This window comes from Psychroserpens mesophilus, from assembly GCF_050617655.1.
Lineage (GTDB): Bacteria > Bacteroidota > Bacteroidia > Flavobacteriales > Flavobacteriaceae > Psychroserpens > Psychroserpens mesophilus_A.
The window spans coordinates 1-25,712 of sequence record NZ_JBODQC010000016.1; the positions used below are offsets into that span (position 1 = coordinate 1).

The window sequence follows — 25,712 nt, forward strand, 5'->3', positions numbered from 1 at the left end:
ACTAAATTTAGAATATTTGACCTTTTAATTAACGAAAAATGAACCCAAAAAAGGTCAACCTATTTCAGTATAATACAATATCAGGTACAGTGGTAGATTTCGGTTCTGGTTTGAATAATACCAACATAATTTTAGATTATCATAATAGTATTAATTTTTATAACGACCCTGAACAATGTCAGGAATTTGTCAACCCAGTTGGAATTATTCAAAGTACTGGTGATGTAGCAGCAAAAATATGTTCTGATTTAAATTTAAATGGTTTTGATGACTGGTACTTGCCTTCAATTGGAGAATTGGAATTGGTTTATACAAATTTATTTAGTCAAGGCTTTGGTGATTTTAGCGGAAGCACAGCTAGTAACCTTGCAAGTTCTAGTGATGATTATTCTAATGATTATCGTTTATTTACTATCGATTTAACTTCTGGATCTGTAGTTAATGATTATAAATATAATTTAGTTTATTATAGAGCTGTAAGGTCTTTCTAAATTAAAATCAGTGTTGCAAATCTTAACTCTCTCAATTTAATTACACAAATAAAAAAGCCACTCAATGAGAGGCTTTTTTATTTGAAGTTACTTTTTTATAATAATTGGTTCTTATTATTGTATTAACTATTCTTTCAGGTGTTTAACATTCATTAAAAGCAGCTGTTTGCCTCTCTATAACTCATTAATACTGCTTCTAAATTTGATGTATTTTAGATTTTAAAATTCTTCCTGTACTTATCAGATAATCCATATCGAAATTATTATTATCGTTTTGATCTAATATGAAATTTGACTCCCCATTATTTATGTCACATTGATTCAGTTTAATAGAGGAGATGTAATAGTCATCTTTAATTTTATAGATTAAACATTTAGTAATGCACAATAGAAAATATTAAAAAGAAGTATTGATAAAATTAGTAACTTTGTATCAACTAAATCAATATTTGCTATGAAAAAGCTAAGTTTTCTTTTTTCTTTATTTGTATTACTCACAGCCTTTACTTGTGAAAATGAGCCTCTGGAAGGCGATTTTACAACAGAGGATGTATTGTCTTGTGAAATAGCTGCTCAAAACACACAGGATGCAGCAATAGCTTTTCTGGACGTTACAGATGAGAACTATACACAATTATGTATTGCATATAGAAATGCTTTAGAAGTTCAAATAGAATTTTGTGGTGATCCTGATGGGATTTTACAAACTCAAATTAATAGTCTTGGCGATTGTGGAGCTACTAATCCAGATCCATGTGAAACTGTTACTATCGCAGCTAATAATGCAGAGACGGCTTATGATGCAGACCCTTCTGATTCAAGCTTATGTAGTACCTATCTAACAGCTTTACAAATACAAATAACTGTTTGTGGAGACTCTGATGGAAGTATTCAAGCTATAATTGATGGTTTGGATGATTGTGGAGGCGTTAGTCCAGATCCATGTGACACTGCAACTACAGTAGCTAATAATGCTGAATCAGCATACAATGCAAATACATCTGACAGCACTTTATGTAATGAGTATAAAGTTGCTTTACAAAACAAAATAACATTTTGTGGTGACACAAATGGAAGTATTCAAGCTATAATTGATGACTTAGGAGATTGCGCTCCAACAAATGTTTCTGGTACTTTAAGCGTAACTGCAGGAACCTTAAATATCCAATTTATTGTCAATAATGCAGTTTTAAACTCAGGAGTAGTTTTTGTAACAGGTAGTAATACAGAACAAGGAGCTAATTATTTTATAGAGTTTGAAGTGCCAGAAGGCACAACAGGTGTAGATGTAATGCAAAATTTTAAATTAACTTTAAATAATGGTGAGTTTTTTCCAAACATGGATGGATTTGATGATTTTACAAATAACATCACTGTAAATTCAGGTGGTGTAATTCAAGGAACATTTGGAGGGATAGTAACAAGAACTGATGGAGCTGATTTGAACTTAGCTCAAGGTTTAGTAGATTTAGAGTACTAATATATTCAACAAAAAAAGAAGATTATAAATATTAAGCCACTCTGTCTGAGTGGCTTTTTTTGTTTTAATTGATTGATGTATTCTTAATTACTAATGCTTCCTGAACCAGCTACTTTAGTATCTTCGGTTTTAGGATTTCCTCTGTACTCAATATCACCAGATCCGGCAACTCTGGCTTTTAAACTTTCATTACAAACAACTTTTGCATCTCCCGAGCCTGAAACAGCTACGTCTGTGTGATTAGACTGTAAATTGAATCCATGAAAATCTCCCGAACCAGCTACCTTAGCCTCAAGTTTATTTGTGTTGCCTTTTAAGGTTAAATCACCAGAACCTGCCACTTTGCCTTCGGTATTTGAAGCTTCAATATTTAAAACCACATCACCAGAACCTGCTAAAGCTACTGTTAAATTTGTAGCTGTGATAATGTCTTCATTCCATAAATCGCCAGAACCAGCTAAGGATACACTGCTAATATCTTGAAAAGGAATGGTGATTTTTATAGTCTTGTTGTTACTTGGTTTTAGATTTACATTATTTTCTGTTTTAATTACAAGCTTGTTGTTTTTTACTTCAGTAATAATATATTCAAGTAAGTTTTCTTCACCTTCGAGAATGATTTCTCCTTCATTACCTTTAACTAAAACATAGTCAAATGATCCAGCACATGCAACCGCATCATAGTCTGAGGTAGACCTTGTCGTTGTCGTTGTAGTTCCGTTTCCTTTTATTTTTTTGTCTCCTGCATAACCAAATGAAATGCAAAACAAAAGAGCTGTAATTAAGATTGATTTTTTCATTATTTATAATTTTTAATAGATTGTTATTGTTTTTTAAATGTTACGCTGCCATATTCAGTTTTAACTCTTATCATGTTTCCACTATTTGAATTTCCGTAGTAACCTTGATAGTATTTATCTGATGATTCAATACGTTTTTTTGTAAACTCGAAGCCCTCGGCATCTCGAAGTGATGCATACTCTAGATCGATGTCAAAATTAAAGGCATAATTAGAATCATAGCCAATAGTAATGCCACAGTAATCTGATTCGATATCAATATTTCCAGCATTTGCAGTCATCTTTTCTATTTTTATAGAACCATAATCTGCCTTAATCATTATGTTTTTATAAATCGTACCTAATCTTAGTGTTAAATAGTCTCCATTGCCTTCGACATTATTAGCATTATTGATTTTCATGGATCCATAATCACAATTGTAAGAAATGTTTTCTGCCAATTCAATTTCAGACGTGGTATAATCAGCATTAATATCTAATGATTTAGCCGTTCCAACTGTAAAGCCACTGTAATCTGCATTGATGCTTCCGCTTTTAATGTATTCAAAATACGAGTTATTTGTGTAGTCAAATTTAATGTCATTATGGTCTGCCATTAATTCTTTGGTGGTAATTTTTCCATAGTCACAATTAATCTCAGCGCGACCTTCCAACTTATCTAATGTAATGTTTCCGTAGTCATTATTTAAATCTACATTGTTTGTGATTGGTAATTTGATAACGTAGTTAATAGACATATTCACATTGTTATTCTTTCCCCAATTCCACCATGATTTTGATTTCTCTTTATTGAAAATTGTTTTTGCCATTACAGAAGATGATGAAGCATTAAACTCGATATCTATATCATCAATTTTATCTTGTACGTTATCTATATCGTCTCCATTGGTTTTAATATGAACTTCAATGCTAATTATTGAACCTTCGTAAGTGACAACATCAATGTTTCCATAGCTGTTATCAACTTTTAAAGTTGCATTTGCTGAAACTGTAAAGTCTTTTTTTATGGTTTTTTCTTTGGTATGTTTTCCAGACCAGTTTTTTGTATTGCCTGCTATCACTAATGTAGGTAATAGTATAAATGCAAAGAGTAATTGATATGGTAATTGTGTTTTCATAAGGATTGTATTTTATTTTTCCGAACAGTTGCGAACATGTTTGGATTGTTTTTAATAGTTATAATGTATTTTGATTTGATGCATTGCTTTTAAACTGTTTGACTTCTTCAATATTTTGTAATACATGCTCTAAGACATCTATTCTGTTTTGAAAGTTTGAAATCATAGCATAAACAACGCGTTTGTCATCACCAGATTCTGTAAGATCTTTTTTTAGTTTTTCGTAATCTTTTTCCAGTACATTGAGCTGTTTTAAAGCATCATCAATTAGTTCTTCAGTTTCTGGAGAGCGTTCAGTTTCAAGAGTTTCTAATTCATTTTGGATGGCTAGTGTAAAAAAGTCTTGAGTTTTGGATAATTCTGGAGATACACTTGCCAAATCCTTTAAATCAGGCTCTTGTTCTTGCATAAATGTAAATATGCTAAAACATAATACTATCGATGCGGCTACAGCAAGTATGGGTTTCCAGTAATTTGATTTTTGTTGCGGACTAGTGTCATCAGTTCTGTGTTGTTGTTTTAATTTTTCTAAAAATCGATTTTGATGTCCTGAGTTAGGTGTGTCAACATCAAACTTAGTGTCAAGTTTTTCGAAAAGTTGATCTATGTTATCTTTTTTCATCGTTCTTGTATTAAGAGGCCAAAGGCGCAAGTTTTTTTCGTAAACTATCTTTAGCTCGTGATATTAATGTTCTACAATTGGCGTTGGAAATGTTCATGATGTCACATATTTCTTCGTAATCATATCCTTCAATCAAATGTAATGTTAATCCCATTCTGTAATTGTCTTTAAGTAATTTCATCGTGTCTAAAACCTGATTCACTTTCAAATCAGTAAATCCATTATTTTCAACAATTCCAGAATGTTCTTCAATTTTATAAAGCACATCATCAATGGGTACATCATTATATTTTGTATTCTTTTTATAGTGGTAAATACTGTTATTTATAACGATACGCTTTAGCCAAGATCCAAATGTTTTAACCTCTTTAAGACTGTCTAATTTTGTAAAGGCGGTTAAAAACGAATCTTGCATGATGTCTTCAGCTTCAAAACTGTCTTTCACAATTCTGAATGCTGTGTTATACATAGCCTTATAATATCTGTTGTAGACTTCCATTTGTGCATGTTGGTCACCAGATTTACAAAGCTGTAATAACTGCTCTATATTTTGATTGGTTAGTGTCAAAAAACAATTGCTTTATTATAGAGATGAAAGAGTAAATGAATTGTTACAGTTTGATTACAAAAAGTTTTTAAGTTTATAAAGCGTAATGGCATAACTATTGAAATTAGATAAAGGTATATAATTTCATTTACTTTGTAAGTGTTTAACAAACAAGGTTTAATGAGGTTATTTAAATAATTATAAATCGATAACTTCTGTTATTTTAATGACAGAATGACTAAAAAAATAATATGGCAAAGTCTAATTTCTTAAAGCTTGACAGTTTGTCATTTCAGGATTTTGATGAAAATTCAGAATTAATTCCTTTAATGACACCTGAAGATGAAGCTGAAATCAATAATGAAACCCTTCCAGAATCATTACCAATATTACCATTACGTAATACGGTTTTATTTCCTGGAGTAGTAATTCCTATTACAGCAGGCAGAGACAAATCAATAAAACTAATTAATGATGCCAACAAAGGCAGCAAAGTTATTGGTGTCGTCTCACAAAAAGATGAAACGATTGAAGATCCTACAGGTAAAGATGTGTTTAAAAAAGGAACCGTTGCACGTATCTTGAAAGTACTTAAAATGCCTGATGGAAACACGACGATTATCATTCAGGGAAAAAAACGTTTTGAAATTCAGGAGATCACTTCTGAAGATCCTTACTTAACAGCTACAGTAAAAGATGTTCCTGAAGCCAAGCCAGCGATTGATAATGAAGAGTTTTCTGCAATTATTGAATCTATTAAAGATTTATCACTTCAAATTATAAAAGACAGTCCAAACATTCCAACCGAAGCGACTTTTGCGATAAAAAACATTGAAAGCAACTCGTTTTTGGTGAATTTCGTGTCTTCTAACATGAACCTTTCTGTAAAAGAAAAACAGGAATTGTTAGAAATAAACGATTTAAAAGAACGTGCATTGGCAACTTTGAAGTTCATGAATATCGAATTTCAGAAACTGGAACTTAAAAATGATATTCAGTCTAAGGTTCAAAGTGATATGAATCAACAGCAACGTGAGTATTTCCTGCATCAACAAATGAAAACCATTCAGGAAGAACTTGGAGGAGGTGTGTCTTCAGGTGAAGAAATTGAAGAGATGCGCAAGCGTGCCAAACAAAAAAAATGGAATGATAAGGTTGCAGAACACTTTGATAAGGAATTGTCAAAAATGCAACGTATGAATCCTCAAGTTGCTGAGTATTCGATTCAGCGTAATTACTTAGACTTGTTTTTAGATTTACCTTGGGAGGAGTTTAGTACAGATAAATTCGACTTAAAACGTGCCATGCGTATTTTAGATCGTGATCATTATGGTTTAGATGATGTTAAAAAACGAATTATTGAATACCTGGCTGTTTTAAAATTACGAAATGATATGAAATCGCCTATTCTTTGTTTGTATGGACCTCCAGGAGTTGGTAAAACCTCATTAGGAAAGTCTATTGCTGAAGCTTTAGGACGCGAATACGTGCGCATGTCGTTAGGTGGTTTACGTGATGAAGCTGAAATTCGTGGTCATCGTAAAACATATATAGGCGCAATGCCTGGGCGAATTATTCAGAGTTTGAAAAAAGCAGGAACTTCTAATCCTGTATTTGTTCTCGATGAAATTGATAAGTTGTCTAATTCTCATCAAGGTGATCCATCATCTGCTTTGCTTGAAGTGTTAGATCCTGAACAAAATAGTGAGTTTCATGACAATTTCCTTGAAATGGGATTTGACTTGTCTAAAGTAATGTTTATAGCAACGTCTAACAGTTTAAATACCATTCAGCCAGCATTAAGAGATCGTATGGAAATCATTAATGTAACAGGTTACACTATTGAAGAAAAAGTAGAAATCGGGAAACGCCATCTACTTCCGAAGCAATTAAAAGAGCATGGCTTAACAGACAAGCATTTAAAAATAGCTAAGCCACAACTTGAAAAAATTGTTGAAGGTTATACGAGAGAATCAGGAGTTCGTGGTTTAGAAAAGCAAATAGCAAAAATGGTACGTCATGCAGCCAAAAACATTGCTATGGAAGAAGATTATAACATTAAAGTGACTAATAAAGACATCATTGATGTACTTGGAGCACCTAAATTAGAACGTGACAAATATGAAAATAATGATGTTGCAGGTGTTGTTACTGGTTTAGCATGGACGAGCGTTGGAGGCGATATTTTATTTATTGAATCTATTCTATCTAAAGGAAAAGGCAATCTGACCATTACTGGTAATTTAGGAAAAGTTATGAAAGAGTCTGCTACGATTGCTATGGAATACATAAAATCAAATGCAGATGAATTTGGAATCAATCCAGATGTTTTTGAAAAGTATAATGTACATATTCACGTTCCTGAAGGCGCAACACCAAAAGATGGTCCGAGTGCAGGTGTCACCATGTTAACATCATTAGTGTCCTTATTTACACAGCGTAAGGTGAAAAATAGTTTAGCAATGACAGGAGAGATTACTTTAAGAGGTAAAGTATTACCTGTAGGAGGAATTAAAGAGAAAATTTTAGCGGCTAAACGTGCCAGAATTAAAGAAATTTTACTTTGCGAAGACAATAAAAGAGACATAGAAGAAATAAATCCCTTATATTTGAAAGGATTAAAATTTCATTATGTCAAAGATATGAGTGACGTTTTGAGATTGGCATTAACCAATCAAAAAGTAAAAAATGCTAAAAAGCTTTAGATTAATAGCTACGGTTTTTGTTTTTGCAACTTCTGGTTTTGGAGTTTTTGCGCAGAGTAATGAAACCGCTAATTATAAGGATGTCCTTTTAGACGGAAAACCAGCAAAATTGAATCTGGTAACTGGAGAAATAACATTTACTAATGGTGAGATTGCGAAATCTAGAACCGCCAAAAAAATTCAAGATTCAGTGCTGGACAATCGTACTGTGATAAAGACAAATCTGCTCAAGGATATGTTGGTCGATTCTGAAGATTCTAAAAATGCAGAAATTACTGATTCTAACAATACCTCAGTTAATACATTAAAAGGATCTGCGTTAACAAGTGAAACTGAGGAGTCTGATTTAACGGAAAATCCAAACAAAGCCATTGAAGATAGCGTTTCTGACGAATTATTACCCAATGATTCATTGATTGCTAATCAAAATTCTATAAATACTGAAGACACAACAGAAACGAATACCTCTGATTTTCACCTGGTCAAAAAAGGGGAAACGTTATATGCATTATCAAAACGATATCAAACAAGTTTAAGACAACTAATGGCTGTTAATGATCTTGAAACCACGCTCATTAAGGAAGGTGAAACTTTAAGAGTAAGAAATTTTGACGCTAATGAAACCAGTTCTGAATCGGTTTGGATCGTTTCAAAAGGAGATACACTATATAACATAGCCAAACGAAATAATACTACAGTTGATGATTTAAAAGACCTTAATGAACTGTCAAGTAATTTAATTAAAGTCGGACAAAAACTTCAGGTAAATCAGAATTCAACACTATCAAAAAAATAAAATAGACATATACTCGTTTTAAGATAGATTTATTTACTTTGCAAACTTATATGCTAAAGAAAATTACCACGTTTATTTGTCTATTAACGACCTCTGCATTTTTTGCACAAGTGGGTGGTGAGTCGACATTTCAATTTTTAAATCTGGTATCTTCTCCACGACAAGCTGCTTTGGGAGGTAAAGTCATTACCAATTATGATTATGATGTTACTAGCGCACTATTTAATCCTGCAAGTATTAATGCCGAAATGGACAACCAGCTGGCTGTCAATTATTCCAGCTACTTAGGAGGTATAAGTTACGGAACAGCAGCATATGCCTATACGTGGGACAGACATGTACAAACCTTTCATGTAGGCATGACATACATCAACTATGGAGAGTTTGATGGTTATGATTTAAACGGAGTTTCAACAGGAACTTTTACAGGGAATGAAGCTGCTTTATCTGCTGGTTACGCGTTTCAAATTCCTTATAGTGATTTTTATATTGGAGCAAATTTAAAAATGATTACTTCTAAATTAGAGCAATACAACTCTATAGGTATTGCTGCCGATTTTGGAGCGATGTATATTAATGAGAAATTAGATTTCCACGCAGCTTTAAGTATTCGAAATTTTGGTACTCAAATTGTAACCTATGCTGGGCTAAATGAAAAATTACCTTTAGAGGTTTCTTTAGGGTTGTCGCAAACACTTGAAAACATGCCATTACGCTGGCATTTAACTTTTGAAAACTTACAGAAATGGCCAATAGCTTTTTCAAATCCAGCAAGAGCTACCACAGATTTAGATGGTAACCAAACTCAGGAAAAAACAGGATTTTTAGGTGAAGTGATGAGACATACTGTGATTGGAGCAGAATTATTTCCAGAACGTGGATTTAATATTCGCTTAGGTTATAACTTTAGAAGAGCTGAAGAATTACGTATTGAAGAACAGCGAAATTTTTCAGGTCTATCTATGGGAATAGGAATTAAGTTGAATAAAATGCGATTTAGTTATACGCATGCCAGATATACCAGTGCATCTAACACAAGCTTTTTTGGCTTACAAATTGATTTAAGATAATGTATAAAATTACTATAGCAATAGACGGATTTTCTTCTACAGGAAAAAGTACAGTCGCAAAACGTTTAGCTAAAGCTTTAGGATATATCTATGTCGATTCTGGAGCCATGTATCGTGCAGTGACTTTATTTGCTATGGAACATAATTTGATACACAAAAATCAATTTAATAAAGCGCAATTAATAAAGCAACTCGATGCTATTAAAATTAGTTTCAAGTTTAATAAAAAGCTAGGTTTTGCTGAAGTGTATCTCAATGGTCAAAATGTTGAAAAGAAAATAAGAACTCTTGAAGTATCTCAGTTTGTAAGTCAGGTAGCTACTGTTTCAGAAGTAAGAGAACAATTGGTTTTACAGCAGCAAAGTTTAGGAAAAGATAAAGGTGTTGTTATGGATGGTCGTGACATTGGAACCGTTGTATTTCCTGAAGCAGAATTAAAATTATTTATGACAGCTTCCGCAGAAAAAAGAGCACAACGTCGTTATGATGAACTTATTGAAAGAGGAGATGATGTGAGTTTTGAAGATGTCTTAAAAAATGTACAAAGCAGAGATCATATTGATTCTACAAGAGAAGATTCGCCTTTAGCAATGGCTGAAGATGCTATTAAAGTTGATAATTCTAATTTAAATTTAGATGAGCAATTTGAGTTTATCTATAGTTTGGCAAAAGCTAAAATAGCTGAATGTAATTAACGATTCATAAATACAAAATAAAAAAAGCAACCCATGGTTGCTTTTTTTATGAGTTTCTTAAACTGTCATTATGATAAATTAGGAATAATTAATTCTTGGTCTGGATGAATTAAATCAGGATTCTTAAGAATGTCAGAATTCGCTTTAAAAATATCATGATACTTTGCAGGATTACCATAATATTGCTTGGCAATTTTACCCAAAGTTTCTCCGCTTTTTACAGTATGTCTGGTGTACACTGAAGTGTCTGCAACTTTAATGTCTGCCATAATATCTGACGGACTATCACCACCTATGGCTTTAATAGCGTCCCAAAGTAAATCTTTTTCATATTGTGTTTTTGCTGTTCCCCAAATTTTTAATTTACCATCTTCAACCTTAACATCTCCATTTTGAATGTTTAAAGTTTCGCCTAAATCTAGCACGTCTTGGTATTTTGCTTTTACCATAATTTTCGTTTTAATTTTAATATTATATGTATGGTAAAGATATTAATTTATGAGCCAAAAAATCAATAAGTTAGATAACTTTTTTAAACATTTTTGAAGAATCAATATCTCATAAAACGCTTAGCGTTTATTTTGTTTGTTTTATTGATAGAAAATATATATTTTTGCACTCCTTTTAGCGAACCCTAAGAAAGATAAAAGGACAATATATAACAAACAAACAATAACACTTCTGTGTGTATTCGCTTTAATCTTTCTAAACATACAGAATACAAATTAATATTCAGCACATGTCTGAAAAAGAAACAAAACAAGCTGAAGTAGAAACTACTGAAGCAACAACTGTTGAAACTACAGAAACACAAACAGTTGAGACTCCAAAAGAAAAAGTATCTGAGTCACAAGCAAATCCTGAAAAATTCTTAAAAGATTTTAACTGGCACAATTACGAAGAAGGTATTGATCCGGTTGATGACAAACAATTAGAAGAATTTGAAAAACTAGTAGCAGAAAATTTCGTTGATACACTTAATGACGAAGTTGTTGAAGGTGAAGTGATTCACATTTCTGATAGAGATGCTATTATTGATATCAATGCAAAATCTGAAGGTGTAATTTCTCTTAATGAGTTCCGTTACAATCCAGATCTTAAAGTTGGTGACAAAGTAGAAGTATTAATTGATGTTCGTGAAGACGCAACTGGTCAATTGGTATTATCTCACAGAAAAGCAAGAGTAATCAAAGCTTGGGATCGTGTAAACAATGCACACGATACAGGTGAAATCGTAAATGGTTTTGTAAAATGCAGAACTAAAGGTGGTATGATCGTTGACGTATTTGGTATTGAAGCATTCTTACCAGGTTCGCAAATTGATGTGAAGCCAATTAGAGATTACGATCAGTACGTAAATAAAACTATGGAATTTAAAGTTGTGAAAATCAACCACGAATTCAAAAACATAGTAGTCTCTCATAAAGCTTTAATTGAAGCTGATATTGAAGAACAGAAAAAAGAAATCATTGGTCAATTAGAAAAAGGTCAGGTACTTGAAGGTACTGTTAAGAATATTACATCTTATGGTGTATTTATTGATCTTGGTGGTGTTGACGGATTAGTTCATATTACTGACTTATCATGGTCAAGAATTAATCATCCTAATGAAATTGTGGAATTAGACCAAAAGCTTAATGTGGTAATCTTAGACTTTGATGAAGATAAGTCTAGAATCCAGTTAGGTCTTAAGCAATTGAGCAAACATCCTTGGGAAGCTTTAGGCGAAAATGTAAAAGTTGGAGATAAAGTAAAAGGTAAGGTTGTTGTTATTGCTGATTATGGTGCATTTGTTGAAGTAGAAGAAGGTGTTGAAGGATTAGTTCACGTAAGTGAAATGTCTTGGTCAACGCATTTACGTTCTGCTCAGGATTTCGTATCTGTTGGTGATGAAATCGAAGCTGAAATCTTAACTCTTGATAGAGAAGATCGTAAAATGTCTCTTGGTATTAAGCAATTAACACCAGATCCATGGACAGATATTACTAGCAAATATCCTGTAGGTTCTAAACACACAGGTATTGTTCGTAACTTTACAAACTTTGGTGTGTTTGTTGAATTAGAAGAAGGTATCGACGGATTAATTTATATCTCAGATTTATCTTGGACTAAGAAAATTAAACACCCAAGTGAATTCTGTAACGTAGGTGATAACTTAGAAGTTGTCGTGTTAGAATTAGATGTTGAAGGACGTAAATTATCTTTAGGTCACAAACAAACTACAGATAACCCTTGGGATAAATATGAAACTGAATTTGCTTTAGGGACTGTTCATACAGCTGAAATTTCTGAAATCGTTGACAAAGGAGCTACTATTGAGTTTAACGAAGATATCGTTGCTTTTGTGCCTTCTCGTCACTTAGAAAAAGAAGATGGTAAGAAATTAGGTAAAGGTGAATCTGCTGAGTTTAAAATTATTGAATTCAATAAAGAATTTAAACGCGTAGTTGCTTCTCATACAGCTATCTTTAAAGAAGAGGAAATTGCTAATGTAAAAGCGGCTGCTAAAAAAGCAGAAGCTCAAGCAGCAGAAGCGAAGCCAACTTTAGGTGATGCTAATGATGCTTTACAAGCTCTTAAAGATAAAATGGACGGGAAAAAGTAATTCTTTTGTCATTCCGCATTTGATGCGGAATCCATTTTAAATAACGAAAAGCCTTTCAGAAATGAGAGGCTTTTTTTTTTGAAAGCGTTTGTACCAATAGCGATACAACTTCTCAACTTTACGCCTATGCAATTTCACATCTAAAGAAAACCATTGCAAACCCTAAATTTTTAGTTTAACTTTGTCTACCAAATACGTTTGGAAACCATATGAGTCAAAAAGTGTTACTTAATGCCAAAGAGGTAAACATCATTCTTCATCGACTGGCTTGTCAACTTATTGAAAATCATAATGACTTTTCTAATACTGTGCTTATCGGATTACAACCAAGAGGAAAGTATCTCGCCAATCGACTGGCAGAAATGCTCAAAAACGATTATAAGATTAAAAACATTCAATTAGGCCAACTTGACATCACGTTTTTTAGAGATGATTTCCGGAGAGGAGAAAAAATACTGGAAGCCAATACCACCGAAATTAATTTTTTAGTAGAAGGTAAGAATATTGTTTTTATTGATGATGTATTATACACAGGACGTAGTATAAGAGCTGCATTGACGGCTATTCAGTCGTTTGGACGACCAAATGAAATTGAATTACTCACATTAATCGACAGACGTTTTAGCAGACATTTACCCATTCAGCCCAATTATAGAGGACGACAGGTAGATGCTATAAATGAAGAAAAAGTAAAAGTGAACTGGGTTGAAAACGAAGGCGAAGACACAGTATATTTGATAAATAATTAAATACTATGAGCGAATTAAGTGTCAATCACTTATTAGGAATTAAATATCTCAACGAAAAAGATATTCAATTAATTTTTGAAACGGCAGATCATTTTAAAGAAGTGATTAACAGACCGATAAAAAAAGTACCTTCGCTGAGAGATATTACGATTGCCAACTTATTTTTTGAAAATTCTACACGAACAAAATTATCCTTTGAACTGGCTGAGAAGCGACTGTCTGCAGATGTGATTAATTTTTCAGCGTCGCAGTCTTCAGTGAAAAAAGGAGAAACTTTAATAGACACTGTTAATAACATCCTATCTATGAAAGTAGATATGGTTGTGATGCGTCACCCTAATCCTGGAGCAGGAGTATTTTTATCTCAACATGTCGATGCCAGCATCATCAATGCAGGTGATGGAGCACATGAACATCCAACACAAGCTTTGCTAGACACGTATTCTATAAGAGAACGACTGGGAACAGTTAAAGGAAAAAATGTCGTTATTGTTGGTGATATTTTACACAGTAGAGTAGCATTATCTAATATTTATGCCTTACAATTATTAGGAGCCAATGTGATGGTTTGCGGACCAAAAACCTTGCTTCCAAAATACATAGAAGGTTTAGGAGTAAAAGTAGAAACTAACTTGCAAAAAGCTCTGCACTGGTGTGATGTAGCAAACATGTTGCGTGTTCAGAATGAACGAATGGATATAAGTTATTTTCCTTCCACAAGAGAATATACGCAACAATATGGCGTTACTAAAACTTTACTAGATTCCCTAAACAAAGACATTACGATTATGCATCCAGGACCAATAAATCGTGGTGTTGAGATAACAAGTGATGTTGCAGATTCAAAACAAGCTATTATACTTGATCAGGTTCAAAATGGTGTGGCTATCAGAATGGCTGTTATTTATTTATTAGCGTCTAAAATAAAACACTAAGATTATGATTTTTGATAAAAACGGAAACACGTCCATAATTACTCAGGAAAAAGCCTCTGTAGTAGAGCTAGTTAAAAAAATTGATGTGCTTTATGAGCGTTTTAAGAATGATAATATCATCGTATGTCTAACGACATTAAATAAAGTTACGCTTTCTGATATTGTCGAATTTCTTCAGATTTCAAATAAACACCGAAAAGCAAAACATTCGTTTGTTATAGTTTCAGATAAAACCAATCTTGATGAGACACCAGATGAAATCGTTGTTGTACCAACACTTCAAGAAGCTTATGACATTATTGAAATGGAAGAAATGGAGCGCGATCTTGGCTTTTAAAATAGGTTAGTCGTTTTCTAGTATGTCGTTTAGTTGTAACGACTTTGTACGGCTTAACAACTGAACAACAAACAGCATAAATGAAATTAACAATACTTGGTTGTCACAGTGCAACGCCCAGAACAAATACCAATCCTACCTCTCAAGTTTTAGAGATTAAAAATCATACCTTCTTAATAGATTGTGGAGAAGGAACTCAGGTAGAATTACGCAGAAATAAAGTTAAATTTGTTAGAATCAAACATATTTTTATTTCACACTTGCATGGTGATCATTACTTTGGTTTAGTGGGATTAATTTCAACGTTCCGATTACTTACGCGTGAAGCAGATTTACATATATATGCACCAAAAGGATTGAAAGACATCATTACATTACAAATGAAACTTTCAGAATCCTGGACTAATTACAAGCTTATTTTTCATGAATTAACGTCTCATACTTCTGAATTAATATTTGAGGATGATAAGGTTGAAGTTTATACCATTCCATTAGATCATCATATTTATACCAACGGCTTTCTGTTCAAAGAAAAGAAAGGTGAGCGCAAACTTGATATGAATGCTGTTTTGAATGCTGATATCGACATAGCTTACTACAGAAAATTAAAACAAGGTTTTGATGTCGAAGATAATAATGGGAATTTAGTAAAAAACGATACTGTTACAAAACCTCCTAATAAGCCTAAAAGTTATGCATATTGTAGTGATACAGCATACAATGAAGCGTTGATTCCAGTAATAAAGGATGCTGACATTCTGTATCATGAATCAACATTTTTAGAAAAAAATGAAAAATTAACGATTCCAACAAAACATAGTACAGCAAAGCAAGCGGCTAGCATTGCAAAACAAGCGAATGTTAAAACTTTAATTTTAGGACATTATTCAACACGATATAATGACTTGAATCTTTTTAAAGAAGAAGCCTCTGAGATTTTTGAACATGTAGAATTGGCAAAAGATGGTAAAACGTTTGAGTTTTAGAATGGCAATACTCAAATGTTTATTTGGAATTAACTTCTATTTTTAATTCTTCTAATTCCATCATCCATTCTATAGCTTCATCTAAACTGTGACAGCGTTTTAGACTCTTCTTAAAAAAATGCTTTTCTAAGCTTGAGTTGAGATAGCCAAAATCACTATACGTTACAATAGCACTAGCTACTAATAAGTCGAAATCATTATTAAAATCAAGCCATAATTGAGGCTCAAAAGAATAAGAATTTATCCGATTAGCGATATAGCCTACTTTGGTATCGTTGCTGATGTCTTCAGAGAATTTTCCGATTAGTTTACTGACCAAGTCATAATCGACATGAACACCTTCATTTAATTCTGAGATAATAAATTGTTTAGTAATGTATACGTTTCCGAAAGGAAGTTCTAGTTTTCTATAATCTAAAAGATTAGAATATTTACTGTTTTCAAAAGTCATTTCAAGGGATTATTCCTTAAATTTATAAGAAATATTTGAAGCTAAAAAAGAAAATTCATATAAATTTTTATTATACAATCTAATGAATACAGACTTAGGCAATTACAGAAAATCATATCAAAAGCAAGAATTACTTGAAGAGAACCTTAGCGATAATCCTTTAGAAGTTTTTCAAAAATGGTTTCATGAAGTCGATACCAATTTTAATGTTGGAGAAACAAATGCAATGACCATAAGCACGATAGGTTTAGATGGTTTTCCTAAAAGTAGAGTGGTGCTTCTTAAAAAATTTACATACGAAGGTTTTATTTTTTATACCAACTACGAGAGCGAAAAAGGAAAGGCCATCGCTCGTAATCCAAATGTTTGTATTTCCTTTTTCTGGGCTGAAGCAGAGCGTCAGGTTATCATAAAAGGTAAAGCTGAAAAAATTGCAGAGAATTTAAGTGATGGTTATTTCGAGTCCAGACCACGAGGAAGTCAGTTAGGAGCTTTAGTTTCTAATCAAAGTGCCATAATTAAAGATAGAGAAACTTTAGAGAACCGTTTAAAGACCTTAGAAAAAGACTATCAAGGTAAAGACATTCCCAGACCAGAATTTTGGGGAGGTTTTATTGTTAAACCTGTTGAGATTGAATTTTGGCAAGGACGACCTAACAGATTACATGATAGAATTCGTTATCAGTTAGATGAAAATTACAACTGGACTCAAGATCGATTATCTCCTTAAGTCGATGAACTACACAAAAAAATAGAAAATTCTTACATTTTAAAACGTTTTGTCGAAAAATAATGTTTATAAGCGATGAATATTTATTCGTTTATGTATATTGTCGAAGAAATTAGCAGTTGACTGAATTCTGCCCCGTTTTTAGTCAGTAATTAATTAACCAAACAATTTAGACCCCAAATCTGAATTACCAAAACTTGACCTACGTTATGAAACCTACTAAAATGTTGCCTTTATTGGCATTAATCGCTTTGTTAACGTTCTCTTGTTCTACTGAAGAATATCCAGAAGAAACAATTGATAGTGTTGAATTACTTACCGCTCCTGAAGCAAAGACTATTGAAATTGAAATCTTAGAGCTAATTAATGCTCATAGAATCAATCTTGGATTAAACCCATTGAGTAATCATAATACAATAAAAGCTGTAGCATTTACGCATACAGATTACATGGTAGAAGTTAATAATGTATCTCATGATAACTTTTTTCAACGTAAGAATAGCCTAATACAAAATGCCTCTGCAACTAAGGTATCAGAAAATGTAGCTTATGCATTTAGTTCAGCTCAATCTGTTGTAAATGCCTGGCTTAATAGTGAAGGTCACAGAGCAAATATAGAAGGAGATTTTACAGATTTTGATGTTTCTGCAGAAAAGAATAATGAGGGTAAATGGTTTTTTACAAACATATTTATAAAAAAATAAAATATTTCAAAAACTTGATTAATAGCAAATAGTTGTTTTTAAAGCCACAGTGTAACTGTGGCTTTTTTTTATACGTATTCAAATTATAATTATAATCATGAGATTATGTGTTGTTGTTTTCATATTCTTACAATACTTTACAAAGTTAATCTGACATAAAAGGAATATCAATTTTTATAAACTGCATGTTGTTTATTGATAGCACATTAATTGCATAATTAGAAAGGTTTGTATAATTTATTTATTAAAGGAGTAGAATTAAATGATTCGATCCTCGTAAATAAAGATGATAAGGTTGGAGTGGCATTAATTCATAAGTTGAAAATGAAATACAACATAAACTTGAAATGACTTTATATACGTTATAAATAATTTTCTTGAAAATATTTGTTTTGGTAAGGGTAGAGAAGGGATATCTAATTTTTATGTCGATTAGGATGCTGAAGACTAAAAACCAGATATTGAGAGACAGCAGTTTAATGATATGTTATTTAAAGCATGATTCTATTCTTAATCCAAACGAAGTCTATAAGTTTGCTAAGCCGTTATTTATTGAAGATTATTAGGATGAACTATTTCAAAACAAATAAAACTCTACGGTAATTATAGGAAGCTTTTGGTATCAATGACAAAACGCTATTTCTGATACAACGCTAAATACAATCAAGCTCGTATCAGATTATTTCATAAACCATTGGTATGGCATAAGTGCTATTATAAGTGACGATTTAGATGGTAAAGTTTTTAAATATAATGGAGTTCTATAAATGCGAAAAAGCAGATCATAAATGAATCTGCTTTTTCTAAGTTCAAAATAGAGGGTGTCTTTTATTCTTTTAAAATATAGAAGTAAGAACGTCTGTTTAATTGATGTTCTTCTTCAGTACATTTCACACCATTAGAACATTTGTTAAGCAACTGACTTTCACCATAACCGATAGCACTTTCAATACGTTCAGGAGAAATTCCTCTTGAAAGAATATAATCTCTGGTTGATTTAGCTCTTCTATCTGATAGTTTCATATTGTAAGCATCTCGTCCACGACTGTCTGTATGAGCTTCAATTTTTATCACCATATTAGGATGTGCACGCATCACATCGACAATGTTTTCAAGTTCATATTGCGCATCTGTTCTTATATTAGACTTATCAAAATCGAAGAAAATTGGGTTAATGACAATTTGATTATCATTAATTAATGGCTCCAAGTAAAGATCTGCTTCAGTAATTTTTTCATGTTCATTATCAGTAGCAACTTTTTTAAGGTCATCTTTATAATCTTCTTTACTTCCTAAAACTGTATAGTTTTTATTACAATCTACAGTAAATTCATATTCTCCTTTTTCATTCGTTTCTAATTCTTCAAGTACTTTACCAACCTCATTAATAAGTTTAACAGATGCTCCAGGTATAATATCGTTGGTGTTTAAGTTTCTCACAATACCTTTTATAGTTTGAAGGCATATACTAGCATCAAAACTGTATATATCATCACTACCTTGACCATCTGGCCTGTTAGACGAGAAATAACCGGTTTTATCATTTTCTTCTTCAGAAGGATTCATAAAGAAGGCAAAATCATCAAAACCACTGTTATAAGGAGCTCCAAGATTTTCAGGTTGAGCATTTTCATCTTTAATGATATCAGATTTAAAAATGTCTAAAAAGCCTAAATTTAAATGACCATCAGATGAAAAATAAAACGTACTGTCCTGACTCACAAACGGAAACATTTCGCGACCTTCAGTATTGATCTGTTCTCCAAGATTTACAGGTTCAGAGTAGGTGTTGTTATCATTAATGTCTACTTTGTAAATATCGGTTTGACCTAAACCACCATCACGATCTGAAACAAAGTATAAGGTTTTATCATCCGAACTTAGAGCAGGATGTCCAGTTGAGAATACATCATCATTAAAAGGAAGTTCTTCAATATCTGCCCAGGCTTCACCAACAAGCTTTGCTTTGTAGAGTTTTAAATGTGTTGTTCCTTTTTTATCGTACTTAACTTTATTCTTTTTACTTACATTATCTCTGGTGAAATACATGGTTTTACCATCTTTTGTAATGGCTATTGAAGCTTCATGGTAATCTGTATTTATCTTTTCAGCGTTTATAAAATCAGCACTTCCGTAAATAATACTATCTTCCTTTTTCTCTACTGAAACCTTGTAGATATCGAGGAAAGGCTCCTGATTCCAGCCATAAAGTTTGTCTTCATCTGTATTTCTAGATGAAGCAAAATATAGTTGATTATTGTGAATAAACGAACCAAAATCAGAAAATTTAGAGTTGAAAGGTAAGTTAACCAATTTGACAACACGATCCTTTTCAGTTTTAGCAAGCTCATTATATTTACTAATGTTTTCAGGATCATAGCCTTTTACTCTGGTGTCGTTATTTTGAATCTGTGTAAATTTTTTCATCCATTCATTAGCTTCAGAATAATTACCTAAACTTCTCAAAGACTGGATGTACTTATAAATGTATTCAGGGTTTACATCGTTATCATATTTCTGCAATGCTTTTTTATACCAATGTGCAGCATCCTCTGGTTTAGAGTTATTGTAATAACAATCTCCCAGACGAGTTAATACGTGTGCACTGGTATCTCCTTTTTTAAGGACTTCCTTGTATAGTTCAGTTGCTTTGACATAATTGTAGTTGCCAAAGAATTTATCGGCTAGTTTTTCTTGAGCAATCATGAATGTGCTACTCAATACAAAAAATAAGATTAAAGTTTTTGTTTTCATCATGATTAAATTTTTAGAAGTATCTAGGCGATTTAATACGTTTGCTTTTAAATATTTCGAACATAAGTAGTACTTCATGAGTTCCACTTGTATAGGCACTTAATTCTGATAATGGATATTCGTATGCATAACCAATTCTCAATTGTTTAGATACTTGGAAATCTGCAATACCACCAATAGCTTGAGCTAATTCGTTTATTCTATACGATCCACCTACCCAAAACTTTTCATAAAATAAAAAGTTAGCAGTTAAATCAAAAGAAAGAGGTGCACCATTAGTAGCTTTGAGTAACATTGCTGGTTTTAACTTTGTGTTTTCACCTAAATCAAATACATATCCACCAGTAAAATAGTAACTGATTCTTTCTAGAGATTCAAATTCTTCATCTCCTGTATAATCTGTATTCAATATTCTAGGTGCAGAAAGGCCTAAATACCATCTGTTACTATGCCAGTAGACACCAGTTCCTATGTTAGGTTTCCAACGGTCTTCAAAACCAAAAATTACTTGGTCATTCATTTCTGCTTGTCGGAAATCGGCATCGAGACTAAAGCTAGTAAATCCGGCTTTTATACCAAATGCTAATTGACTGTTTTCACTTACACGAATAGTATATGAGAAGTCACCATATAGATATGAAAAGTTTTGATAACCTAATTCATCATTTATAAAAGATAAACCTAATCCAACTTTTTCATTTCTCAAAGGTGAGTGTACAGAGAGTGTTTGAGTTGTTGGGCCTCCTTCAAGACCAACCCATTGACTTCTATGTAGACCTACAACACTTAATGTTTCTCTACTTCCTGCATATGCTGGGTTTATCGAGATAGTATTGTACATATACTGAGTAAACTGTGGGAGCTGCTGAGCAACTCCAATCCAGCTACTGAATAGTATAAATGCTATAATGTTAAACTTTACTAATTTCATTTTAGGTTAAGATTTAGTTTGTTGATACGTAGATTGGTCCAGTGATTGGTTTTAATTCTAAATCACCAGTGCTACCTTTTAATTTTATGATATAATAATATGTTCCAGTTGGCACAAACCCTGAATTTCCAACAGAAGCTCCAGAAGATTGACCATTCCAGTCGTTTTTATAGTTTGAATTGTCATAAATTTTTGCTCCCCAACGATTAAATATTTGTAGTTCTATCACGAAACCACAATCTTCAATTCCTGTTACAGCAAACACGTCATTAACTCCATCTAAAACAGAAGGTGTGACAGCTTTCGATATAATAACATCATCTTCACCACATGGTAAAACCACACAATCATCATTAATAGTTATTATGACATCAGTAATACTTGGACAATCACCACCTACAGTATAAGTGAACATATAATCACCCAAATCAGCATCAGTAAATCCACCATTAATATCCAATAATGTAGAAGGATTAAAGAAACTACCATCAATAGTAACATCTCCAGCAGTTACAGTCCATACACCATCTGTATCAAAGTTACCAGATAGAGTTGAGAAAAGATCAAAATCAAAATCCTCTATGATACAAAGTTCAGTATCTGTAGTTTGTACTTGGCTTTCAACCGAAACATTAATAGTTTGTATGTAAGTATTTGTATTCATACAATCATCAGATACTGTCCATGTTCTTATAATTTGATAATTATCATTATCAATAAATTCAATAACTTCATTATCAGGATCTGGAGCAATTACACTCATTTGTGAGCAAGCATCTTGAAATTCTAAGTTTGGAATACCAGGAATGTCATCACAAACTACGTTTATTATATCCTCAAAATCTGATGTGAGTACAGGTGGAGATGTATCTACAATAGTAAATGTTGCTGTAGTGTCAACCATGTTACCACATTCGTCAGTAACACTAAATGTTACATTTGCTGAACCAGTAAGACCACACTCATCAGATAGAGCAGAGAAATCATTAGTCCATGTTATATCTGAGCATGAATCGGACGCAATTGCACCACCATTGGTATCTAACCAATTCTGTAGATCACTAATATTACCCGTACCATCACACTCAACCGTAAGGTCAGAGGCCTGAGTTTCGATATTAGGAATGGTTGTATCTACGATAGTGAATATTGCCGAAGTGTTAGCCGTGTTACCACAAGCATCAGTAGCAGTGAATGTTACAGTAGCAGAACCTGTTTCACCACATTCGTCAGAAAGTGCTGAGAAATTGTTTGTCCAAGTAACATTAGAACAGGCATCAGAAGCGACAGCACCACCACCGTTATTATCTAACCAATCTTGTAGATCAGCAGAGTTTCCATTTCCATCACATTGAACCGTAAGGTCAGAGGCCTGAGTTTCGATATTAGGAATGGTTGTATCTACGATAGTGAATATTGCCGAAGTGTTAGCCGTGTTACCACAAGCATCAGTAGCAGTGAATGTTACAGTAGCAGAACCTGTTTCACCACATTCGTCAGAAAGTGCTGAGAAATTGTTTGTCCAAGTAACATTAGAACAGGCATCAGAAGCGACAGCACCACCACCATTATTATCTAACCAATCTTGAAGATCAGCAGAGTTCCCATTTCCATCACACTCAACTGTAAGGTCAGACGCAGGTGTATCAATAGTTGGATTAGTTGTGTCTTCAATTATTAATGTAGCACTTAGCGAAGTTGCATTCCCACAATCATCAATAACTGTATAGACCACAGCAATTGTTCCACCTTGTCCACATGTTGGAACTAAATTAGGAAATGAATAATCAGAAGTCACAGTAATGCCAAGATCATCAGCACAATTTTCAATAGCAATAATGTTAGCCGCATTCCAATTGTTAGCTAAGGTTTCATTATTGTCACCATCACATTCAATAGCTTCATCAGTCACCGAACAGTTTGTTAAATCTGGTATAGTTTCATCACTAAAAGTCAGTGTTGCTGTTAGGCTCGTTGCATTCCCACAATCATCAGTAATGGTATACGTTACATTTATAGTACCACAAGGACCACAAGTTGAGCTTAGGTTCTCAAAATCATAGTCAGAAGTTACCTGACCAGAGAAATCAGTATCACAAGAATCAGTAGCACAAGCTTCAAGGGCAGCAATGTTGGCTGCATTCCAGGCATCAGCTAAGGCTTCGTTTTCTGTATCAGAACACTCTAATACTGTATTTTCAACAGTACAGTTCGTTAAATCAGGAGCAGAAGTATCTTCAAGAGTCAATGTTGCATTTAGTGTTGTTGCATTTCCACAGTCATCAGTAATAGTATAGATGACAGCAATAGTACCACCTTGACCACAAGTAGAACTTAGGTTATTAAAGTCATAGTCAGAAGTTACCTGACCAGTGAAATCTGTATCACAAGTATCTGCTACACACGATTCAAGGGCAGCAATGTTGGCTGCATTCCAATCGTTAGCTAAAGTTTCATTATCAGTACCAGAACATTCGATAGTTCCATCAGTAACCGAACAATTCGTTAAATCAGGCGCCGAAGTATCTTCAAGAGTCAGTGTTGCATTTAGTGTTGTTACATTTCCACAGTCATCAGTAATGGTGTAGATTACAGCAATTGTGCCACCTTGACCACAAGTAGAACTTAGGTTATTAAAGTCATAGTCTGAAGTTACCTGACCAGTGAAATCTGTATCACAGGTATCTGCTACACACGATTCAAGGGCAGCAATGTTGGCTGCATTCCAATCGTTAGCTAAGGATTCATTATCAGTACCAGAACATTCTATAGTTCCATCAGTAACCGAACAATTCGTTAAATCAGGCGCCGAAGTATCTTCAAGAGTCAGTGTTGCATTTAGTGTTGTTACATTTCCACAGTCATCAGTAATGGTGTAGATTACAGCAATTGTGCCACCTTGACCACAAGTAGAACTTAGGTTATTAAAGTCATAGTCTGAAGTTACCTGACCAGTGAAATCTGTATCACAGGTATCTGCTACACACGATTCAAGGGCAGCAATGTTGGCTGCATTCCAATCGTTAGCTAAGGATTCATTATCAGTACCAGAACATTCTATAGTTCCATCAGTAACCGAACAATTCGTTAAATCAGGCGCAGAAGAATCTTCAAGAGTCAATGTTGCATTTAGTGTTGTTGCATTTCCACAGTCATCAGTAATGGTGTAGATTACAGCAATTGTACCACCTAGACCACACGTAGAACTAAGGTTATTAAAATCATAATTAGACGTTACAGTCACACCAAGATCATCAGCACAATTTTCAAGCGCAGTAATGTTAGCTGCATTCCAATTGTTAGCTAAGGTTTCATTATTGTCACCATCACATTCAATAGCTTCATCAGTCACCGAACAGTTTGTTAAATCAGGAATAGTACCATCATCAAAAGTTAGTGTAGCTGTTAGGCTTGTTTCATTCCCACAATCATCAGTAACGGTATACGTTACATTTATAGTACCACAAGGACCACATGTTGTATTTAGGTTGTTGAAGTCATAGTCAGAAGTTACCTGACCAGAGAAATCTGTATCACAAGAATCAGTAGCACAAGCTTCAAGGGCAGCAATGTTGGCCGCATTCCAGGCATCAGCTAAGGCTTCGTTTTCAGTATCAGAACATTCTAAGACAGTATTTTCAACAGTACAGTTTGTTAAATCAGGAGCAGAAGTATCTTCAAGAGTCAATGTTGCATTTAGTGTTGTTGCATTTCCACAGTCATCAGTAATAGTATAAATGACAGCAATAGTACCACCTTGACCACAAGTAGAACTTAGGTTATTAAAGTCATAGTCTGAAGTAATCTGACCAGTGAAATCAGTATCACAGGTATCTGCTACACACGATTCAAGGGCAGCAATGTTGGCTGCATTCCAATCGTTAGCTAAAGTTTCATTATCAGTACCAGAACATTCGATAGTTCCATCAGTAACCGAACAGTTCGTTAAATCAGGAGCAGAAGTGTCTTCAAGAGTCAATGTTGCATTTAGTGTTGTTGCATTTCCACAGTCATCAGTAATAGTATAGATGACAGCAATAGTACCACCTTGACCACAAGTAGGACTTAGGTTATTAAAGTCATAGTCTGAAGTTACCTGACCAGTGAAATCTGTATCACAGGTATCTGCTACACACGATTCAAGGGCAGCAATGTTGGCTGCATTCCAATCGTTAGCTAAGGATTCATTATCAGTACCAGAACATT

22 protein-coding genes are annotated in these 25,712 nt (G+C 33.3%); 13 read left to right on the forward strand and 9 right to left on the reverse strand.

The genetic code is table 11. The features are described 5' to 3' along the window. Nucleotides 1–38 precede the first annotated feature (38 nt). Nucleotides 39–491 (forward strand): hypothetical protein, encoded by a 453-nt coding sequence (locus ACRHNM_RS15740; RefSeq protein ID WP_431137595.1) that lies wholly within the window; start codon nt 39–41, stop codon nt 489–491. A gap of 454 nt (nt 492–945) precedes the next feature. Beyond that, a complete protein-coding gene (locus ACRHNM_RS15745; protein ID WP_431137596.1) occupies nt 946–1,971 on the forward strand; it encodes a hypothetical protein in 1,026 nt (341 codons plus the stop codon). An 83-nt stretch (nt 1,972–2,054) separates the two neighbouring features. On the opposite strand, the gene ACRHNM_RS15750 is transcribed toward ACRHNM_RS15745, so the two are convergent. From ACRHNM_RS15750 to ACRHNM_RS15765, 4 genes are read right to left on the reverse strand one after another with little or no spacing between them, the layout of a single operon-like run. Then, complete coding sequence (locus ACRHNM_RS15750; protein WP_431137598.1) at nt 2,055–2,771, reverse strand: head GIN domain-containing protein; 717 nt, start codon at nt 2,769–2,771, stop codon at nt 2,055–2,057. Between the two features lie 23 nt (nt 2,772–2,794). Further along, nucleotides 2,795–3,889 (reverse strand): hypothetical protein, encoded by a 1,095-nt coding sequence (locus ACRHNM_RS15755; protein ID WP_431137599.1) that lies wholly within the window; start codon nt 3,887–3,889, stop codon nt 2,795–2,797. Between the two features lie 58 nt (nt 3,890–3,947). After that, complete coding sequence (locus ACRHNM_RS15760) at nt 3,948–4,511, reverse strand: hypothetical protein (protein ID WP_431137600.1); 564 nt, start codon at nt 4,509–4,511, stop codon at nt 3,948–3,950. A gap of 10 nt (nt 4,512–4,521) precedes the next feature. Then, complete coding sequence (locus ACRHNM_RS15765) at nt 4,522–5,079, reverse strand: RNA polymerase sigma factor (RefSeq protein WP_431137601.1); 558 nt, start codon at nt 5,077–5,079, stop codon at nt 4,522–4,524. 230 nt (nt 5,080–5,309) lie between these two features. Between ACRHNM_RS15765 and lon the strand changes: the two genes are divergently transcribed. The 4 genes from lon to cmk are packed head-to-tail and all read left to right on the forward strand — an operon-like array spanning nt 5,310 to nt 10,324. Next, a complete protein-coding gene (lon, locus tag ACRHNM_RS15770) occupies nt 5,310–7,763 on the forward strand; it encodes an endopeptidase La (protein WP_431137602.1) in 2,454 nt (817 codons plus the stop codon). Continuing rightward, nucleotides 7,747–8,559: a LysM peptidoglycan-binding domain-containing protein gene (locus ACRHNM_RS15775; RefSeq protein ID WP_431137603.1), complete on the forward strand. Its 813-nt coding sequence runs from the start codon at nt 7,747–7,749 to the stop codon at nt 8,557–8,559. The genes lon and ACRHNM_RS15775 overlap by 17 nt, the downstream gene beginning before the upstream one ends. A 50-nt stretch (nt 8,560–8,609) precedes the next feature. Then, complete coding sequence (gene porQ / locus ACRHNM_RS15780; protein ID WP_431137604.1) at nt 8,610–9,629, forward strand: type IX secretion system protein PorQ; 1,020 nt, start codon at nt 8,610–8,612, stop codon at nt 9,627–9,629. Further along, nucleotides 9,629–10,324, forward strand: a complete 696-nt coding sequence (gene cmk, locus ACRHNM_RS15785) for a (d)CMP kinase (RefSeq protein ID WP_431137606.1) — start codon at nt 9,629–9,631, stop codon at nt 10,322–10,324. Before porQ ends, cmk begins: the two co-directional genes overlap by 1 nt. Before the next feature lie 68 nt (nt 10,325–10,392). Here cmk and ACRHNM_RS15790 read toward each other — a convergent pair whose 3' ends face one another. Then, entirely contained in the window at nt 10,393–10,773 is a 381-nt protein-coding gene (locus ACRHNM_RS15790; protein WP_431137607.1) for a LysM peptidoglycan-binding domain-containing protein, read from the reverse strand. Nucleotides 10,774–11,063: 290 nt separating this feature from the next. Here ACRHNM_RS15790 and rpsA point away from each other — a divergent pair, with 290 nt between their 5' ends. The 5 genes from rpsA to ACRHNM_RS15815 all read left to right on the forward strand — a co-directional run bounded on the left by rpsA (nt 11,064) and on the right by ACRHNM_RS15815 (nt 15,936). Further along, nucleotides 11,064–12,929, forward strand: coding sequence for a 30S ribosomal protein S1 (rpsA, locus tag ACRHNM_RS15795; protein ID WP_431137608.1), 1,866 nt, complete (start codon nt 11,064–11,066; stop codon nt 12,927–12,929). A 209-nt stretch (nt 12,930–13,138) separates the two neighbouring features. Further along, complete coding sequence (gene pyrR / locus ACRHNM_RS15800) at nt 13,139–13,678, forward strand: bifunctional pyr operon transcriptional regulator/uracil phosphoribosyltransferase PyrR (RefSeq protein ID WP_431137609.1); 540 nt, start codon at nt 13,139–13,141, stop codon at nt 13,676–13,678. A gap of 5 nt (nt 13,679–13,683) precedes the next feature. After that, nucleotides 13,684–14,613: an aspartate carbamoyltransferase catalytic subunit gene (locus tag ACRHNM_RS15805; protein ID WP_431137610.1), complete on the forward strand. Its 930-nt coding sequence runs from the start codon at nt 13,684–13,686 to the stop codon at nt 14,611–14,613. Nucleotides 14,614–14,617: 4 nt separating this feature from the next. Further along, a complete protein-coding gene (locus tag ACRHNM_RS15810) occupies nt 14,618–14,950 on the forward strand; it encodes a ribonuclease Z (RefSeq protein ID WP_431137611.1) in 333 nt (110 codons plus the stop codon). Between the two features lie 80 nt (nt 14,951–15,030). Further along, nucleotides 15,031–15,936 (forward strand): ribonuclease Z, encoded by a 906-nt coding sequence (locus ACRHNM_RS15815; RefSeq protein ID WP_431137612.1) that lies wholly within the window; start codon nt 15,031–15,033, stop codon nt 15,934–15,936. Nucleotides 15,937–15,955: 19 nt separating this feature from the next. Here ACRHNM_RS15815 and ACRHNM_RS15820 read toward each other — a convergent pair whose 3' ends face one another. Continuing rightward, nucleotides 15,956–16,387 (reverse strand): hypothetical protein, encoded by a 432-nt coding sequence (locus ACRHNM_RS15820; RefSeq protein WP_431137613.1) that lies wholly within the window; start codon nt 16,385–16,387, stop codon nt 15,956–15,958. A gap of 82 nt (nt 16,388–16,469) precedes the next feature. Between ACRHNM_RS15820 and pdxH the strand changes: the two genes are divergently transcribed. Both pdxH and ACRHNM_RS15830 read left to right on the forward strand, forming a co-directional pair. Further along, on the forward strand, nt 16,470–17,117 hold the full coding sequence (pdxH, locus tag ACRHNM_RS15825; RefSeq protein ID WP_431137614.1) for a pyridoxamine 5'-phosphate oxidase: 648 nt from the start codon (nt 16,470–16,472) through the stop codon (nt 17,115–17,117). Between the two features lie 209 nt (nt 17,118–17,326). Beyond that, complete coding sequence (locus ACRHNM_RS15830) at nt 17,327–17,821, forward strand: CAP domain-containing protein (RefSeq protein WP_431137615.1); 495 nt, start codon at nt 17,327–17,329, stop codon at nt 17,819–17,821. An 828-nt stretch (nt 17,822–18,649) separates the two neighbouring features. On the opposite strand, the gene ACRHNM_RS15835 is transcribed toward ACRHNM_RS15830, so the two are convergent. The 3 genes from ACRHNM_RS15835 to ACRHNM_RS15845 form a co-directional block, all read right to left on the reverse strand. After that, nucleotides 18,650–20,578 (reverse strand): OmpA family protein, encoded by a 1,929-nt coding sequence (locus ACRHNM_RS15835; protein WP_431137616.1) that lies wholly within the window; start codon nt 20,576–20,578, stop codon nt 18,650–18,652. A gap of 10 nt (nt 20,579–20,588) precedes the next feature. Continuing rightward, nucleotides 20,589–21,506 carry a PorP/SprF family type IX secretion system membrane protein gene (locus tag ACRHNM_RS15840; RefSeq protein WP_431137617.1) on the reverse strand — a complete coding sequence of 306 codons (918 nt, stop codon included), beginning with the start codon at nt 21,504–21,506 and terminating at the stop codon, nt 20,589–20,591. 13 nt (nt 21,507–21,519) lie between these two features. Then, nucleotides 21,520–25,712 (reverse strand): gliding motility-associated C-terminal domain-containing protein (locus tag ACRHNM_RS15845; RefSeq protein WP_431137618.1); only part of this gene is annotated, 4,193 nt, incomplete at its 5' end.